Below are 16,225 nucleotides of genomic sequence, written 5' to 3'. Positions count from 1 at the left end.
GTTAGGTTTAAAATTAATACCGTGGTTTCCGCCTTGTATGAACAAGGCACTACTCCTGTTTAGGTTAAAGATGTCACTCGCAATAATAGCGATATTACTACTAGGTGCTGCATTCACATATGGCATCATGTGGTGGTTAACGGGAGGTTCAATAGGCGGTGTCGCGCTTGTCACGGGTTTAGTCATTATGGCGTTCTTCCTAACGCTGTTTCAGTGGTTGATTGGTCCATTCCTGATTAACGCCATGTATAGGGCACATGAGGTTAAGCCTGATGACCCAACCTATGGCTGGGTCTATGACATGGTCGCTGATGTTGCGAGGGCTAATGGCTTTAAGGACGTGCCCAAGGTCTACATAGCCGACGTACCATTCCCCAACGCCTTCGCTTATGGAAGCCCAATAGCCGGTAAGAGGGTTGCAATAACACTACCGCTACTGAAGATACTAAAGCCTAGCGAGTTAAAGGCTGTTCTTGGCCATGAGATTGGCCACCTTAGGCATAGGGATGTGGAGGTCCTAATGGCCGTTGGTCTATTACCCACGGTTATTTACTGGCTCGGTTGGTCACTTTGGTGGGGTGGTTGGTGGGGAGGTTGGTCCGAGGGTAGGGATAATGGCGGTGGCCTACTTCTCTTAATAGGCTTAATACTCATTGCGGTTAGCTTCCTATTCCAATTATTCGTCCTATACATTAATAGGTTGAGGGAGGCTTATGCCGATATTAATGGTGCGTTAACAGTTGAGAATGGCGCCCATAATCTACAGAGGGCCCTTGCGAAGATTACGCTTTACATGGACCCGAATATCGTTAAGAGGACTACCAACGGTACATTGAGGATGCTATTCTTTGCACCACCAGTTAGTACCGAGTATATAGAGAGTAATGTTGAGGATTTGATAGAGTATTGGAGGCATTATAAGCCATCGATTTGGGAGGAGTTGTTCATGACCCACCCACACCCGGCAAGGAGGATACAAATGCTTGATAGGATTGCCGAGTCCTCACCGTAACCTCCCAGTTAAAATAGAAAGAAATCCCATAAAATCTCCCTCCATTTTCCTAACCCTCCTTGACCGCTGATTGAAGATAGAGAACCCTATACCTATTCCTTGACTTAATTAGTGCGAAGGTGAATATTTGCTCACCATTGACGTAATTGCTCGTCGTTGAGACCCTCACATACCTGGCATTACTAATGTTGTTGGTCACGTTACCATCTATGTCAAAGAGCGTTACATCATTGACGCTTAACCCAATGCTCGTTAATGCATCCTTTATGCAATCAATTACTAAAGTCTCATCAACATCGTAGCACTTGCTGCCCATGAACTCGCTCATCACCTTGTTATGTATTTCATAAACCTCCTGTCTAATCCGCTCATCAATGCATCACAGTTATACCACTAAATATACCTTATCTAAAAATCCAATGCATACCTCCAGGGTTTTAGGTAATGCTTATTTTTAGCTAAAGTTACGCATCACGTGATGGAGGTAGTAAACACGGGTAGGAATGTTATGGATATGCTCAATGAGCTCCTTAACGACCTTAATAGGGATGATTTATCGCTCATTGAGAGGCTACCCTATGTGCGTGAGTACGAGAGGTATAGGGACGTGATCACGAATATTCTCAGGGAATTCCACATAGCGCTTGTCTTAGTTAGGCTAACGTTTAATGATGGTTCCCGCAAGGGGTACGTATTCCTGATAAAGGGTGAGGGTGGTGAGCTTGGTAAAATACCAACGTCAGGTACTGTGGAGGGTTACGTCGTGAGTATTAAGGGTAATGACAGGAAGAAGCTTCTATACAGCTCAGTGGCCTTTAATAGGCTGATGACGTCGCCTCAAGGATTATGGAGTTCGCAAACATGTATAGAAAGGCTGAGGAGAGAATATCACAGCTTCAATTACTTCGTGAAGCTGAGAAGGACTACGCATTATTCTATGAGGAGGCAGGCGATTAAGGGTTAAATTTCAGGGTCATTAATTACGACGTGTTAATGAAGAGCACGCCCTTAACTGAGCATTTATGATGAATACCGCCGGGCAGATCACCTACTCATTAACTGGGCCTGTGCCTTCAATCTACTCTTTATCTCCCTAATCATTAGGTATGCCTCCTCAGGGCTGGGCACCCTGGACTTAGCCCTATAATACCTATAGACCTCCTCCTCAAAGTTAAGCTCGGTCATCACACCCCTACTATTTAGTATCCTCATCGCGTCCCAGGGATCCCTTGCATCAATTACCAGGTTAGCCAGTGGCAGATCATTCATAGCCCTCCTAAGGTCTAGGTAGTACGTTATTGATGAGGATATGTCAAGCCTCACATACCTGGTACTCCCCCTTATGCCCACGTTGCCATGATAGCCCCTGGCCGCCTTGAAGACCAAGCCGCTGGCCTCGGTTATCGCCTTACTGAGTATATCCTCAAGTATTGCTAGGTCATCCCTCGTTGGCCCATAGGCGCCTAGGAACGCGCCCTTACTAGCTAATTGGCTGATTCTCATCAGGACATAATCCCTATCTAACTCGCCATCCACCCTGGGCCTGCGACACCAAGTATTACCGGCACGTTAGTGAGGTCCTGAACCCTACTTAAAATAGCCACTGAGTAGCTATCCGTTAGTGGGCTGTAAAGTCCATCCTCATTACCCAGGGCCAGTACATCACCACCAACGTCAATCCCTATCACGGCGTCAATACCATACTTACTCACATAATCACTAAGTTCCCTAGCCACGTCACTTACGGGCCCGGCGATGCTTATTCCCAAACCATCATCCTTGATAACGCTTAATACATTGGCTATTTGAGGAATAACGCGCTACCCTCCCTAATGGCGTAGGTATCCCCATTAACAATGGCTAAGTAATCACCAACGGCCTCGGCATTCCTAAGCTCCTGTATCCTAATGGGCCCCGGCACGATATCGTTCACGTACCTTTCCCAAAGAACCGCACCTAGCACGGCCTCCTTACCCTCATTAACGGCTAGACTATAGGTAATAGTTGAACCTACAACATCACCTCCACCACCAATGCCAACTACTAAGATGTTCCTTGCATTAAATCCCACAATCTCATCAATCACAATTATGGCATGTAGTTAAATCATTTAAATGTATAACTAGTTCAGAATTACTCATTTTACTTAATTACTCATCATTATTTATCACACCACTAACTGCAAAGTAATACGTATTATTTACATAGGCGCTAATTATTACCGCAACATAGAAACTACCACCTAATTCCAAGCCGCCATTACATAATTCTTCCCTAGGTGAAGCGCGCAGTACATAGTCTATGGATCCCCAATAAATAGTGTAATTACGTGCTCGTTCAATCATCCTAAAAACACCAACGTAATCAAGCGTTATATTTATACCAAAATGACTACTACCTATTTTACTGGTTAAATAATTATTTATGTCTTGCACGGCCTGTGTTACGTTATTGGCGTGTATCGTCACGTTCACGCCCATGCCATTAATGAGATTATTAATTGCCTGTGAGTAGTAGCATAAATTGAATGGGTAGGTAACGATGATGGCATCCTCGACACTGTTTGTTTGCGTAATCGCCTGAATAACCGCGCGATAGATCGTCTCATTATCCTCACCATAGATCTCGTAATAAATCACCCTATATCTCACGGCATTATTCGTTTCATTACTTATGGAGCTAAGGGCTTCATTTAGTGTTTCCGTTAGGTTCTCGGCAATGGTATTACATGAGTAGTTTATTGGATTCGTTATGATTAGGCATGCGTCACTCCTCATTATTTGCGGTAGTGTGTTGTTCAATTGCTTAATGACATTCACGGATAATAGGTAGGTATTTTCAAGGGCTAGTGCCTCGATGCTTCATTACTCACGTAATTTATTAAGTATGTTGTTAACACAATCATCACCAGCAATACTATGGTTATGGGTAGTAATGACCTAAAGATCATTCAATCTCACCTAACGTAGGCAACGTATACATTGACCTCCAACCTAGAATTATTGACTGTAATTCTCGGGCATATGATTAGGTAATTATTAGTCATCACCTTATCCGTTATTACAACATGGCTAAGGCCGATATTATTCGTGAAATCACCCAGTTGACACTCCGTGAATAGGTATGTCCCGATAGCCGCCTTATAATCAATTACTGATAGCCTTAGCAGTAGGTTTGCTAGGTATATTGTGAGTATGAGTATTATAGTTATTAGGGTAATTGAAATCAACAGATCAGGGAATACCAAGGAGTCCGCGAGAGCCATTAACGGTCACCACGGCGTAATTGCTTACGGAAACCGTTAAGTGGAGCATTTTTAGTAGGAAGCCCTCGATAATTATAATCATTATGAACATCATAATTATCAATATTGATGTGAGTAGGTACCTAATCATTTAATCACCGCATTAATCCATTGAATAATCCCATTAAGCTCTCTAATTAACTCAATGTTATTTTTCAGCAACTCAGCATACAATGCGGCTATTATTATGGAGAGTAGTACTGAAACTACAGTGAGTATTAATGACCCATATTCCTGGAATAGAATATTCATTAACTCCTCGATTGCCTTCACAGTTAATAATTACCAACTCGATATATAAGTCACTACTAATCACTGAGAAAATAGGCGCGTACTGCTGACTACGTGGCTTATTAATCGCCTTACCTCATCAGCCAGGTATCTCCTACACTCAACCTCAAGGACCTCACCCTTAACATGCCTCTCCTCACTAAGGGCCTCCTCAATAGTGTTCCTAGCCACCACCTCATAGACCCTGGCCTCAACCTTATTATTACTAGCCCTAACAACACGACCAACCCTCTGAATCATCTGTCTCTGGGAGCCGGTCCCCGACAGTATTATCGCCACATCCGCATCAGGCACGTCAATACCCTCGTCAAGAACCGTCGTCGCCACAATCACCTTATAAACACCCTTGGCAAAGGCCCTGAATATTGAGTCCCTATCACTTGTCTTAGATGTTATTAACGCAACGATGGGCCCCAACTCCTCCTTAAGTGCCTTGTACAATTCCTCAGCCTGCCTTATGAATTGCGTAAATACGATAATCTTACTACCAATGCCAACCTCCGCCTTCACGATCTCCTTAGCAACCCCTATCTTGGCGCTCGCCATGCTCGCGATGTTCCTAAGCACGATCGCGTTATCACCAGCCTCTCATAGCTCCTCCTCTCCTCAGGCGTTAGATCAACGTATATCCTAAAGTGCCTAACGGGGACAACAAGCTTAGCCTCAATCATATCCCTATAATCGGCCTGATAAACAATATCACCGGCGCTTAGGAATATCAGGTGCTCATTATTATCACTCCTCCTCGGTGTAGCAGACAAAGCAAGCCTAAACGGCGCCCTAAGCTAAATGCAACCTCCTTAAAGGTATCGGCAGGAACGTGATGACAATTATGTACTACCACCCATCAGCCACAAAACTATGATCCTCCTCTACCTCAATATCATAAACGAATTCACCTTCCCCGGAAATGCCTCCAGTGCTATCGGTTTGATCAATTCCAGGAATTTCTCCGCTTCTTTCATATTCGGTGTATGTAGGAAGTAGTAATTGCGATATTGTGAAATGCTGAATGTTAAGTCCCAATTCGTCTTTAACCACTGTACTAATTCCCTGTTCTCCTCCAAGGTGTAACCCTCTGTGTGAAGAGAAATTGTGATGTAACCATTTTTCCCCATACTTACTGATCCATCGTCCAGAAACCATACGGCCAATGCTATTGGGGTCTTTATCATATTCAGGAACTCCCTGGTTATTGTTTTTCTCCCATTTACGTAAGCCACCTTGTAAATCTCCGTTAATTCTGGATGGCAGATAGTTTGAAACCTGTAAACGTCCCCGTAAGCCCCATACTTCGTATTCCTTTCCAACCTTGGTGGTGACTTCACGATACTTTTTAGTTTCGAGTACTTCCACATTAAGTACTCGTACTGGGATAAAGCATGAACCACTGTTAGTCTCGCATTCTTCGCCCTTGGTGATGGGATTGATAGATGCCCATCCCCAAGCACCGTACCTAACACTATTTCCATCTGTTCCTTCGTCAATCTCGGTAATGAAGTTAATCTCTTTTCCTCCCTCATTCTTACCATATTCCTTATTTGCTGAACCCCCTCCTCCCTGTGAAGTAACCATCGTCTCTGTGACTTCGCCCTTTGAAGCTCTGGGTTGTGAGCCGTCACGTAATGCCCTCCGAGAGCTTGAATTGTCTTGAATTCTCTCCCACAAATCCTGCATTTGTACATCGTAAAAATATATCACATCGCCTTTCTTTAATGTTATTGCCTGTTTCCATCCATCCTTAGTTAGGACTAGGTGATCCTCGGTTAATACAATCTCTCCTCTTTCATGAATAACTCTTACCAACCTCTTAATGAGTGGTATCTTGAAGTAGTTCGTTATTCGCATAAAGCGTCCCTTATGTGTCAAGACTTTCACCGGCAAGCGCTTCTCTACAACTTCACCTATGGGCATTAATCCTCTATCTGTAACAATCAATGCGTCGTAAGGTAAGCATTCATCGAACACCACCATGTCAAACTTATCGCTTATCTCCGCAATCCTATTAACTGCTGAGTTGTATATCGCCACCGTGACCTCCCTAACATCATCATAACCACCACCCAGCCTACCAGCTGATGCCCAGGTACTTCATTATTCTCTCATACCACTGGTTCATTAACTCCTCCGTGATTACGAGTATTATCGCCGGTGCCCTAACCGTGGCCAAGCCTTTAGGCTATGAAGGTCTTACCACCGCCTGTGGGTATGACTATCGTACCCCTCTTACCAGCCCTAAGCCAGGACTCGAGGGCTTTCTCCTGGAAGGGTAGGAGCTTCACCTCGTCCTTAGGAATCTGTACCTGCCTTGGGTTCCATGGCAGGTCAACCACCTTATAACCACTCTTTACCAATAATTCCCTCACGGTATCCCTGAGGAATACCGGGAATCTGATCATGACCTTGTCATCGCCCTTAACAATGTCGTCCTTGCGTATGAGCCTTAAATCATGCTTATTGAGGTTACCCTCCTTATCAACTACGTAGTATGGTATGGTCAAGCCCCTCAACTTCTCATAAAGTTCCCTAGACAGAAAGTGTAGTTCAGCTGTATCAAGGCTGAGCTTGGCGGTCCACCACTCAATCCTCCTCATGAATAAATCCCTCAATTTATTACTGGCCAGGGCGAACTCCCGAGCCTCTTAAGGGCAAGCTCCACGTCGCCAATCACCGCCTTACCAATGAGTAACTGCCTAATACTCTCCACGGCCTTATCGACGTATTCCTCGTATGAAGATACACTGCCTATGTAATTCCTATCATTCTTAATGAAATCCCTGACTAGGCATGATAGTGAAATAATGAATAAGCCACCCTCCTCACCCAACACGCAGTCGCTAGGTATGGAGCCGAGACTCCCCAAATCCTCGACGCCGATTACACCACCCGACGAGTTTACGAGTATAGCTCTCATTAATTTCTCAACCTCCTCACTAGTCAGCTCCAGCAGATCCTTCAACTCCCTAATTAACGAAACCGAGTAAACCTTGCCCGACCAATACTCACCATTCCACCTAAAGCCCAACTCCTTCAACCTATCCTTGACCCTCGATACCCTATCCCACGGCCACTCCCTCCTAATCTCAACATCGCCATTGATGACAACCCTAAATCGCATCTTATTAACAAACCAATATAGCTGGAGTTTAAATCCATATTTTAAGCTTGAATTTAAAACAAGTAATCATAATTTACAGTATTCAAAATGACGAATTTCGTTAATTCCTTAAATCATTAATTTATCGGCCTTACCTTCTAATTCCCTGTATTTCTAACGTAGGGTAGAAAAATCAATAGTGCGCCATGGAGGTCTGGGCCTTTTAATAAGGCGTGTTAACCCGCAGGGTGGTATTACGTATATATGCGCATCGTATTTTTACACAGTAGTTAAAGTTTACAAAGGCTTTAGTTCAATAATTCCTGATGAACTTAATTGATTACCCGAAATGGCCATCGCTCGCGAGGGAGTCTATACTTAATGTGCCCATGGATCTGAGGAGTATTAGGTTGAGTATCGATGGTAAGGTCATTGATTATGGCGCTGAGATTGATTCAGTGGTTATTACTGGTATGGGCGGGTCGGGCGTTGTTGGCGATTTATTAAGCGACCTATGCTGGTTTTGGGATTGTAGGGTGCCCATAATCGTGAGTAAGAACATGAGGTTGCCGAGGAGGTTATCGAGGCCTTTAGTCATAGCCATTAGTTACTCAGGCAATACTGCCGAGACCATAATGAGCGCTAATGAGGCGTTGTCCAGGGGTTACCCGGTGGTTGGTATAACGACGGGCGGTAAATTAAGCACGGTACTTAGTGGTAAGGGCGTACCCGTTGTCCTGATTCCAAAGGCCTCGGCGCCCAGGTATGGATTACCGGCACTGCTATACCCAGCGTTAATCATTCTTGAGAGGTTTGGCATTGCTCAGTGACTAATGAGTTGGAGAGTGGTATTGCCGGGATTGAGAATGCCCTTAGGCATGTTGATGATGCCGTGAACCTAGCAAAGCAGTTGGTGGGTTCAATACCCGTGGTTTGGGTTACGGAAAGTAGGCGTGGCGTTGGTATTAGGTTTAAGAACGACCTCAACGAAAACGCCAAGTACTACTCGGTGGTCTCCGTGGTGCCTGAGGGCGCTCATAACGACATAGCCGCAGTCACGACAAAGCAGGTCGGCCTAAGGCATGTGGCGATAATGGGGCCGAACGACTATGAGGGCTTGTACGAGGAGGTCCTCATCGATGTAATATCCTCGTTTGGGGCAAAGCCAATAATCGTTAAGCTTGAGGGCAAGACTCCCCTGGAGACCGAGATGTATGGCGTGACCTACCTAGGAATTACGACTTTGGCGTTGGCGGAGTTGTTGGGTGTTGAGCCGGTGTCCACGGAACCAATTGACAGGCTTAAGAACCTACTCAGCGAGAGGAGGGTGTTCCCGGTCTGAATTGCTCAAGGCCTGAGTTCAGGTAAAATCTCACGAATGCAATGGCTATGGTTATTACCGGAATTAAGAGCAGGGCCATTGATAACCTAATACCCACCATGTCCGCAGAGATTCCGAACAGCGCAGGTACTATTATTCCTAAAATGCCCTGGAAAGCCGCGAAGTAGGAGTTTGCGGCATTCCTCTCCTCAATGCGTGTCCCCCTACTAATCATCAGTGTTGAGAGTGGGTATGTTGAGCCGTGGGGTATGCCTAGTATTGACATTGATGCTAGGAATACCACGTAGTTGGGCGATAGGTAAAGTAGTGTGATGCCTATCATGGTTAGCATTATGGAGATTAGCATCGGCCTGAATAGGCTCCTTGGGACGTAAATGGTTAGATAAAGCCTGGTAAGGAAGGAGGTAAGGAAGAATGGTACGAATGAGAAATAAGCCAAGTATCTACTAACGTGGTACACACTCTGTGCGTAGATGGCGATGAAGGCCGTGAAGACCACAAAGGGTATGCTGTACGTGGAATTCGCAAGTAACGCCGATATTAAACCCTTGTTTCTGAGTATCCTGCCAGTATTGACTGCGGTCCTCACTTCCCTGGGATCTGGTGGGAATCTCACATTGAATGATAGGCTAGGGAGAGTATTGCCAGTGGTATGAATAGTAGGAATACGTACCTATAACCAAGGCGGGTTAGTAGGTATGTCTCGAATAATGGACCGACAACAAGACTAGTGCTTAGGGCTAATGTGTAGAGTACGAGTATTCTCTCCGCAGTGAACTGATCACCGACGATACTCGCTGACGTGAGTATGTTAGGCATTATTAGACCATAGGCAAATCCGGTGAGTATTGAGGCGATCCAAATACTGAGTGAATTGGCTAGGAAGTACATGGGCAGTAAAGCCACTATTAATGCATTGGAGACTATGAAGAGCAGTCTCCTTGTTGATCCAGGTAATCTAGCGTTTATAAATACTATGGACGCTAGGTTTACGGCAGTAACTGCCGATACCAGAAAGCCAACCAGGTAGTTGGGGAATAGTAAGTCATACCTAGCAAGTAGGGGTGCGGTTGTCCCAATCATGTTATTTGTCGCACGGGTGGCGAAGGTTATTAAGAATATTATGATTGCGTAATGGGCTATTTCCCTATTAATACGCACAATCATCAACGAGAAACCCACCGCTTAAAAACCATTCCCATCCTGCACATTGATTTTAATGATGATAAAAACCTAGTAGACAGGCGTGAGCCAGTTCATGTACTTACTAACCTTACCATGGACCACATCCATGTAGTAACTCCTTACCTTAAGGGTTATTGGGCCTGGCTCTCCATTGCCGATGACCCTGCCATCAATGTTCACCACCGGGGTTACCTCAGCGGCTGTTCCTGTGAAGAAGACCTCATCAGCCGTGTACAGCTCCTCCCTGGTTATCCTCTTCTCAATAACCGTTAGCCCCAGGTCCTTGGCTATGGTGATTACCGTATCCCTAGTGATGCCCTCGAGGATTGAGTCATAGGTCGGCGGCGTGTAGAGTACGCCGTCCTTAACAATGAATATGTTCTCCCCACTACCCTCGGCTACATAGCCGTCACGATTAAGCAAAATGGCTTCATCAAACCCTGAGACCTTAGCGTCGAGTATGCAATTACCGAGTTTACGTAGATGCCGCCAACCTTAGCCCTCATTGGAAACATGGAATTGTGAACCCTCAACCAACTAACGACCTTAGCCCTAACGCCCTTAGGCTCCAGGTAGTGGCCGAAGGGTATGGCTATTATGGCCGTGGTAGTCTCCAAGTCCCTAATGTCCAGGTTCACCGTTGATGCTGATACGAAGGTTATTGGCCTTATGTAAACGTTCTCATGCACCTCATTAGCCCTCAGCAGTTCCACGGTGGCGTCGATCAACTCGTCAATGCCGTAATTAACCCTAATACCCATTATCTTGGCTGAATTATGAAACCTGACATAGTGGTCCCTAGCCTGAATATGTATAGGTTATTGCTCTCGGGGCTCCAATAGGCCTTATGCCTTCGAAGACCGACGTGCCGTAATGCAACGCATGCGTTAGTATGGGTATTACGGCCTCCCTCTCGGGAACAAGCTTACCATCTACATACATACCTCATTGATTAGTCAACAATAAACTCCTTATTAAGCATTATCATATATATATATAGTATATTAGTGTTGACGCGCTCATGAATTAGGGCTTGGGATATCCCTACCATGTGGGCATTTACTTGGTTTCCCTAAATACTCATAGAGCCTATCCACGACCTCCTCGGGTAGGCATAATCAAACATCCTAGCCAATTCACAGGCCTTATCTGGGTCAATACCTGCCCTGACAAGTAACGTTTCAACAACCCTATGGGCCCTAATTAATGAGTTCATTTCCTTAATTCCCTCGTCAGTTATGAATACACCCCCATCCCTCCTCTCCACAAGTCCCTTCTTAATTAGGTGGTTTATTTCCTCGTACGCACTGGCTGTCGAGACACCGAGCGCCTTTGCAACGCCAAATATTGTCGCGCCAGAGCCCTTATCATTCATTCCCTTAATCACTACCAAGTACAGGAACTCCCTACTGGATATCCTCACATGTAGCCCCATACTACACTTAATAAAGATCTAATTAAACCTTATTCCCAAATAACGACCTAAACACTGGCCACTATCGCGTAGGCGCCAGCCGCTATCAATGCGGTGGTCACTACATAAAGCGTGATAGCCCTAACCCTACCTATTGCATAATCACCAACAACATCCCTCCTCGAAACCAGGCCTATCAATAGGTATGTGGGTATGGCCAGGGCTATCGCGTTGAAGACCATGATCCCTAGTATTAAGTTGGCGAGGTCCTCATAAACAATATTATCAGGGCGGCAGGCACTACCTCAACCACGTAGAATACGTAGAAACCCCTGGCCTCGCACATCCTCCTACTAAGCCCTGCGGGCCAATTAAAGTACTCACTGAGCCCATAGGCAAATCCCAGGCTTATAATGAATATTGCGAGCAACGCCGCCGCTATCATGCCCACGGCAGCAACCACGAACCAGTACGGACTAACAACCCTGTTAATGGAGAGAAGTGCGGATTGAAAGCCATCCACAACCCCACCCTTTACCTTAAGCCAATAACCAACCAATAGGCTGCCTATCATCAACGTCTCGCTTATTACGGCCCCCATTGCGGTTTCAAACCTCTCATGGATATAGTGCTCTCTCCTCAAGCCCTTATCAACAATTGCCGACTGCTGGTAATAGAGCATCCAGGCATTATCACCGCGCCTATGTTTGCCGCGAGCAGCGTCACGTATAGAGGGTTGGAGTATGAGCTTGGTAGGAATATCGATAATAATGCCCCATAAACCTCCTGAGGCTTAACAGGTATTACCGCGAAGGCTATTAAGTAAACGAGAATGAATGCGGAAATCGCGAGCAGCACATTCTCAACCCTCTTATACGAACCACCCATCAGTATTATCGCCGTATGAAATGCCAGGACTAAAATTACTGAGATTATTACGGGTACTCCAAAGAGCAGCCCAATTGCTGAAATTGCTGCGTACTCACCCACGTAGGCGGCACCATCTATTATGAGCATTGCAACTAACGAAATCGCCGCAGCCTTATTGCCATAAACCTCCTTAAGCAGTGTCCCCATGCCCTTCCCACTACCCAGCGCCGCCCTAATTGTTAATTCCTGAATGAAGTATAGGGGTATTGTTAGGAGTATTAACCAGGGAATCATGGCAAGCCCTGTGTAGTAACCGCTCTGCATCGCCGTCAATATGCTGGGGGCATCGACATCCGCCAACATGGTTAACCAACCAGGCCCAAGTAATACCCTAAATGAATCACTAATTCCCTTAATACTTCTCGATACTCTCTCCTGAAAATTCACGTTAGAGTCACACAGGGCCTACTTAATTAATATTTTTCCTGTGACAAGTGAAAAAGCCGTGCACGCACTAAGTACCGTGGACAACCCTAACCCCCTTCTCAACACCCCTAAGCAGGGCGTAGAATAGCACCACGGCGGTTGCGTAGAGTGCGGAAGTTATGTAAAGGGGCAGGTCTAGGTAACCAATATCCATTAGGTAACCACCAATGCCTGGGCCAACAGCCCTCGGTATTGAGGATATCATGTTCCAGAGTCCGAAGACCCTGCCTCGCTCCTCCCTAGGCACTAACTCATTGATTAATGAGGTTAGTAATGGGTTTGCCATGTTCATGAGGGTGTTCCTAACTATGAATAGGGCCAGCAGTAGTGGTAGGTTGTATATTGATGGCATTATGGCTAGTACGCCCGTGGCCAAACCCTCGAGCGTCACCACGGAGATCACCCTACTATGCAGAATCCTCGATATTGCCGGCGCCATCAATGTGCCCAGGGCAAGCGTGGCATTAGATATCGCGTAGACGATACCGAGGCTTGCAATGTTTATGTGAAACTTCAGGTAAAACCAGAGACTGAACAGTGGTATTATCACACCAGCCCCAAGCCCAATTAACGCCTCGGGTAACAACCTCTTTATTAACCATGATGAACGCAACCTACTCAGGTCCTTGAGGCTAATCCTCTCAATCCTAGCATTAACAATAACCGGGTCTAGGTGTCTCATCGCATTGAGTACTAGGGGTATTGTTAGGTAAATGGCTATTGCCTCGCTATGAAGATCAGTTCATAACCAAGACGTCCGAGGTAGCTGGGTAGAACGGCCATTGCAGAACCAACAACGCTAAAGACTACGTTGAAGGATGATGATAGGCTAAAAGCCTCGTCTGAGACGTTCCTCTGCTTAGCGAATTCACCAACTATGGCCGTGAGCACCACGTACCTGTTAAATAATGCGGCCAATAAATAAGCAATCGAAACAATAATTGGCACGCCAGTGGCCATTAGTAGTATTAGGGAACCACTGATTATTGATAATACCGTGAAGAGCCTAACCCTATCCATGAAATCCGTTAGGTAACCAACGACCAAAGAACCAAGGGCATTCATCAATGAGAAGAGTCCGAGAACGATACCAATGAGCGTAGTTGATATTCCAATGTTCAACATGTATATCGAGAGAATTACCGAATTAGCACCCCAGATAATACCGCTTAGGGAATTGGCCGTAACCAGGAGGAAGCCAACACGACCAATGCGCCTAAACGACATCAGGCATTGATTAGGGCTTGGGTTAATAAGGCGTATTTCTCATTTGGAATAGAAAATTTAATGACAAAGTAAGGCAATAGAATAATTGATCAAAGGGGATATTGACCTAGAGAGAAATGTTTAAAAATAGTAAGAATAATTAATTAATCTATGACGAACTTAACGAGGGTAATACCAATAGTAACAGCGTTAATACTAATCATGGCGATGGTGATAATAGCCCACGCCCAAGCATTCCCACCACCAGGCCCATCAACAACACCCCAATACTTCACATGCACTGAGATAATATCAAACGTGTCAGGTTCTAACTTGAGTCACGTGATTGTGTGGCTAAGGCTAAATAACGTAACCACACCCAACGGCTTACTATACCTCCTAGACCAAATGTACTACAATCTATCCAGTCCGTATTACCACGAATTCATTACCCCTCAGGAGTTTGCCGAGTGGTATTCGCCGCCGGGTTACGTCTTTAGTTACATAACGGGTCTTGCTACGGAGTATGGCTTAGTCGTTAATTACACCTTCCCAATGCTCATTGAGGCCACGGGCAATGCATCGGCAGTGGACAACTTCCTAACAGCCCTACAATCAGCACCAAGCAACATAACCCAGTGGGTACTGGCTGGGGAGTGCATACCAATCGGCTACTTCTACGTAAATAGCGTTATGCCATCCTATAAACCGCAGTACGTAGCTATTCCTTTAAATACAACAAACGTAAGCTCAGTATTAACTACCAATGTTACAGTGATAAATGGAGTACCAATGCAAATAAGGTATCACAAGGCAGAGATATGGCTACCCAAGGGCCTTGAATTTATTTATGATGAATTACCACTATTCTCCAGTGGTTACACGGGCCAGGGCTTGACGATAGCCATTGTTGATGCCTTTGGTGATGTTAACTTCACATTGGCCAGTCAATATGTTTACCAGAACGTTGCTTGCAATGACCTGGCAACCTTCGACAGCATATTCCACCTATCACCGCCAGCCTCATGCACAATCATCTACCCAACCGGTACGCCGTACTTACGTCAAGTGATCTAAGTACTGCAGAGGGTTGGTCCTACGAGACAGCCCTGGATATTGAGTATGCCCACACAATGGCTCCTGGAGCCAAGATACTCCTTGTTATATCGCCAACGTCAGGTGATGACCTATTCACAGATATTGAGTACGTTGTTGCTCATCACCTAGCCAACTTCATAAGCCTAAGCTGGGCCTCGCCTGAGGATGCGTATTACATACCGCCCGTATCGTATAACCTACTTTATGGTTATGACGAGATATTCATGCAGGCAGCCGCAGAGGGCATCGGGGTATTTGCAGCAGCGGGTGATTGGGGCGCGTTTGACTTATTCGTTAGTCCCATTGAACCCAGTGTTTGGTATCCGGCCAGTGATCCGTGGGTGACTGGTGTTGGCGGTACTACGCTTTACGGGAATATTACCAATATTATGACTGGTCGTGTTGAGTATGCGTGGGATTGGAATAGCCATTACATGTGGGGTAGTGGTGGTGGTTACTCCTTTGCATTTAATGAAACGCCTGGCCAGGAGATGATACATATTGTTTATGAGAGGACCTTTGTTTATGAGCCAGACCTAGGCGTTTACTTCTACACTGTTGAGCATAGGGGTGTCCCGGATATTGCAGCTGACGCAGATCCATATACTGGTGTTCTTTTGATTATTAATGGTGAATTATCACCATACATATGGGGTGGTACTAGCCTTGCAACACCATTATCTGCGGGTATGACCACGACCATACAGAGCTACCTATACGGCACCGGCATTGACTACACAATAGGTGATCTAGCACCAAACCTATACTTACTGTATTACTACCACCCAAGTCAATTCTATGCATGGGGTTCTGCATACCAACTAGTGGGTTCATTAGTGGAATACCTGGTGCCATGTTTGTGACGCTCGGTGGCGAGAATGGGCTTTACTGGGTTATTCAGGGTCAGTGGAACCGGTTGA

19 protein-coding genes and 5 pseudogenes are annotated in these 16,225 nt (G+C 45.5%); 6 read left to right on the top strand and 18 right to left on the bottom strand.

The features are described from left to right. Window positions 1-37 precede the first annotated feature (37 nt). Entirely contained in the window at window positions 38-1,012 is a 975-nt protein-coding gene (htpX, locus tag JCM16161_RS10800; protein ID WP_054855847.1) for a zinc metalloprotease HtpX, read from the top strand. 49 nt (window positions 1,013-1,061) lie between these two features. Here the strand turns inward: htpX and JCM16161_RS10795 are convergent, their stop codons facing one another. Continuing rightward, window positions 1,062-1,340 carry a hypothetical protein gene (locus JCM16161_RS10795; RefSeq protein ID WP_054855887.1) on the bottom strand — a complete coding sequence of 93 codons (279 nt, stop codon included), beginning with the start codon at window positions 1,338-1,340 and terminating at the stop codon, window positions 1,062-1,064. A gap of 147 nt (window positions 1,341-1,487) precedes the next feature. On the opposite strand from JCM16161_RS10795, the gene JCM16161_RS10790 reads away from it, so the two are divergent. Further along, the gene (locus tag JCM16161_RS10790) at window positions 1,488-1,976 is read left to right on the top strand and encodes a hypothetical protein (protein WP_243671435.1); all 489 of its coding nucleotides are present in this window, start codon (window positions 1,488-1,490) and stop codon (window positions 1,974-1,976) included. 80 nt (window positions 1,977-2,056) lie between these two features. On the opposite strand, the pseudogene JCM16161_RS10785 reads toward JCM16161_RS10790, so the two are convergent. The 9 genes and pseudogenes from JCM16161_RS10785 to JCM16161_RS18280 form a co-directional block, all read right to left on the bottom strand. After that, window positions 2,057-3,083: pseudogene (locus JCM16161_RS10785) on the bottom strand (DUF1152 domain-containing protein). Between the two features lie 79 nt (window positions 3,084-3,162). Further along, entirely contained in the window at window positions 3,163-3,831 is a 669-nt protein-coding gene (locus tag JCM16161_RS10780) for a hypothetical protein (protein ID WP_243671434.1), read from the bottom strand. Between the two features lie 137 nt (window positions 3,832-3,968). Further along, window positions 3,969-4,241 carry a hypothetical protein gene (locus tag JCM16161_RS10775; protein WP_243671433.1) on the bottom strand — a complete coding sequence of 91 codons (273 nt, stop codon included), beginning with the start codon at window positions 4,239-4,241 and terminating at the stop codon, window positions 3,969-3,971. Between the two features lie 4 nt (window positions 4,242-4,245). Then, a complete protein-coding gene (locus tag JCM16161_RS18300) occupies window positions 4,246-4,407 on the bottom strand; it encodes a hypothetical protein (protein ID WP_243671432.1) in 162 nt (53 codons plus the stop codon). Then, window positions 4,404-4,589, bottom strand: a complete 186-nt coding sequence (locus JCM16161_RS10770) for a hypothetical protein (protein WP_054855844.1) — start codon at window positions 4,587-4,589, stop codon at window positions 4,404-4,406. The genes JCM16161_RS18300 and JCM16161_RS10770 overlap by 4 nt, the downstream gene beginning before the upstream one ends. Window positions 4,590-4,628: 39 nt before the next feature. Continuing rightward, window positions 4,629-5,522 (bottom strand): annotated as a pseudogene (locus JCM16161_RS18295) (helicase); the annotation flags it as partial. Continuing rightward, window positions 5,480-6,292 carry a C2H2-type zinc finger protein gene (locus JCM16161_RS18290; protein WP_243671431.1) on the bottom strand — a complete coding sequence of 271 codons (813 nt, stop codon included), beginning with the start codon at window positions 6,290-6,292 and terminating at the stop codon, window positions 5,480-5,482. The gene JCM16161_RS18290 and the pseudogene JCM16161_RS18295, both read right to left, overlap by 43 nt. A 489-nt stretch (window positions 6,293-6,781) precedes the next feature. Beyond that, entirely contained in the window at window positions 6,782-7,201 is a 420-nt protein-coding gene (locus tag JCM16161_RS18285; protein WP_243671430.1) for a hypothetical protein, read from the bottom strand. Between the two features lie 11 nt (window positions 7,202-7,212). Beyond that, complete coding sequence (locus JCM16161_RS18280) at window positions 7,213-7,725, bottom strand: hypothetical protein (RefSeq protein ID WP_243671429.1); 513 nt, start codon at window positions 7,723-7,725, stop codon at window positions 7,213-7,215. Window positions 7,726-8,030: 305 nt separating this feature from the next. Between JCM16161_RS18280 and JCM16161_RS18275 the strand changes: the two genes are divergently transcribed. Together JCM16161_RS18275 and JCM16161_RS18270 are read left to right on the top strand one after the other, a co-directional pair. After that, window positions 8,031-8,534: an SIS domain-containing protein gene (locus JCM16161_RS18275; protein ID WP_243671428.1), complete on the top strand. Its 504-nt coding sequence runs from the start codon at window positions 8,031-8,033 to the stop codon at window positions 8,532-8,534. Continuing rightward, window positions 8,531-9,046 carry a hypothetical protein gene (locus JCM16161_RS18270; protein WP_243671427.1) on the top strand — a complete coding sequence of 172 codons (516 nt, stop codon included), beginning with the start codon at window positions 8,531-8,533 and terminating at the stop codon, window positions 9,044-9,046. Before JCM16161_RS18275 ends, JCM16161_RS18270 begins: the two co-directional genes overlap by 4 nt. Here the strand turns inward: JCM16161_RS18270 and JCM16161_RS10755 are convergent. The 8 genes and pseudogenes from JCM16161_RS10755 to JCM16161_RS18250 all read right to left on the bottom strand — a co-directional run bounded on the left by JCM16161_RS10755 (window position 9,018) and on the right by JCM16161_RS18250 (window position 14,228). Continuing rightward, on the bottom strand, window positions 9,018-9,635 hold the full coding sequence (locus JCM16161_RS10755) for an MFS transporter (RefSeq protein WP_243671426.1): 618 nt from the start codon (window positions 9,633-9,635) through the stop codon (window positions 9,018-9,020). The two genes, JCM16161_RS18270 and JCM16161_RS10755, sit on opposite strands and share 29 nt — an antisense overlap. A gap of 23 nt (window positions 9,636-9,658) precedes the next feature. Beyond that, window positions 9,659-10,207, bottom strand: coding sequence for an MFS transporter (locus JCM16161_RS10750; protein ID WP_243671425.1), 549 nt, complete (start codon window positions 10,205-10,207; stop codon window positions 9,659-9,661). 72 nt (window positions 10,208-10,279) lie between these two features. Then, window positions 10,280-11,173 (bottom strand): annotated as a pseudogene (locus JCM16161_RS10745) (branched-chain amino acid transaminase). Between the two features lie 77 nt (window positions 11,174-11,250). Next, window positions 11,251-11,447: pseudogene (locus tag JCM16161_RS18265) on the bottom strand (hypothetical protein). 266 nt (window positions 11,448-11,713) lie between these two features. Further along, window positions 11,714-11,887 carry a hypothetical protein gene (locus JCM16161_RS18260; RefSeq protein WP_243671424.1) on the bottom strand — a complete coding sequence of 58 codons (174 nt, stop codon included), beginning with the start codon at window positions 11,885-11,887 and terminating at the stop codon, window positions 11,714-11,716. 11 nt (window positions 11,888-11,898) lie between these two features. Beyond that, a pseudogene (locus JCM16161_RS10735) lies at window positions 11,899-12,809 on the bottom strand (divalent metal cation transporter). Window positions 12,810-13,029: 220 nt separating this feature from the next. Beyond that, a complete protein-coding gene (locus JCM16161_RS18255; RefSeq protein WP_243671423.1) occupies window positions 13,030-13,683 on the bottom strand; it encodes an MFS transporter in 654 nt (217 codons plus the stop codon). Between the two features lie 35 nt (window positions 13,684-13,718). Beyond that, window positions 13,719-14,228 (bottom strand): hypothetical protein, encoded by a 510-nt coding sequence (locus tag JCM16161_RS18250; RefSeq protein ID WP_243671422.1) that lies wholly within the window; start codon window positions 14,226-14,228, stop codon window positions 13,719-13,721. 150 nt (window positions 14,229-14,378) lie between these two features. Here JCM16161_RS18250 and JCM16161_RS18245 point away from each other — a divergent pair, with 150 nt between their 5' ends. Then, window positions 14,379-15,284: a hypothetical protein gene (locus JCM16161_RS18245; RefSeq protein ID WP_243671421.1), complete on the top strand. Its 906-nt coding sequence runs from the start codon at window positions 14,379-14,381 to the stop codon at window positions 15,282-15,284. Then, window positions 15,233-16,168 carry a S53 family peptidase gene (locus tag JCM16161_RS18240; protein ID WP_243671420.1) on the top strand — a complete coding sequence of 312 codons (936 nt, stop codon included), beginning with the start codon at window positions 15,233-15,235 and terminating at the stop codon, window positions 16,166-16,168. Before JCM16161_RS18245 ends, JCM16161_RS18240 begins: the two co-directional genes overlap by 52 nt. Window positions 16,169-16,225 lie beyond the last annotated feature (57 nt).

The organism is Vulcanisaeta sp. JCM 16161 (assembly GCF_001316285.1).
This window is presented reverse-complemented; position numbering and strand designations above follow the sequence as displayed.

What these genes read in the sequence shown, in the direction of transcription:
- JCM16161_RS18300 (WP_243671432.1), bottom strand. Translation starts at nt 4,407, where the DNA reads ATGATTAGGTACCTACTCACATCAATATTGATAATTATGATGTTCATA.
- JCM16161_RS18245 (WP_243671421.1), top strand. Translation starts at nt 14,379, where the DNA reads ATGACGAACTTAACGAGGGTAATACCAATAGTAACAGCGTTAATACTA.
- JCM16161_RS18260 (WP_243671424.1), bottom strand. Translation starts at nt 11,887, where the DNA reads ATGGTCTTCAACGCGATAGCCCTGGCCATACCCACATACCTATTGATA.
- JCM16161_RS10795 (WP_054855887.1), bottom strand. Translation starts at nt 1,340, where the DNA reads ATGAGCGAGTTCATGGGCAGCAAGTGCTACGATGTTGATGAGACTTTA.
- JCM16161_RS18255 (WP_243671423.1), bottom strand. Translation starts at nt 13,683, where the DNA reads ATGAGACACCTAGACCCGGTTATTGTTAATGCTAGGATTGAGAGGATT.
- JCM16161_RS18280 (WP_243671429.1), bottom strand. Translation starts at nt 7,725, where the DNA reads ATGCGATTTAGGGTTGTCATCAATGGCGATGTTGAGATTAGGAGGGAG.
- htpX (WP_054855847.1), top strand. Translation starts at nt 38, where the DNA reads ATGAACAAGGCACTACTCCTGTTTAGGTTAAAGATGTCACTCGCAATA.
- JCM16161_RS18250 (WP_243671422.1), bottom strand. Translation starts at nt 14,228, where the DNA reads ATGTCGTTTAGGCGCATTGGTCGTGTTGGCTTCCTCCTGGTTACGGCC.
- JCM16161_RS18240 (WP_243671420.1), top strand. Translation starts at nt 15,233, where the DNA reads ATGCACAATCATCTACCCAACCGGTACGCCGTACTTACGTCAAGTGAT.
- JCM16161_RS18285 (WP_243671430.1), bottom strand. Translation starts at nt 7,201, where the DNA reads ATGAGGAGGATTGAGTGGTGGACCGCCAAGCTCAGCCTTGATACAGCT.
- JCM16161_RS18290 (WP_243671431.1), bottom strand. Translation starts at nt 6,292, where the DNA reads ATGTACAAATGCAGGATTTGTGGGAGAGAATTCAAGACAATTCAAGCT.
- JCM16161_RS18275 (WP_243671428.1), top strand. Translation starts at nt 8,031, where the DNA reads ATGAACTTAATTGATTACCCGAAATGGCCATCGCTCGCGAGGGAGTCT.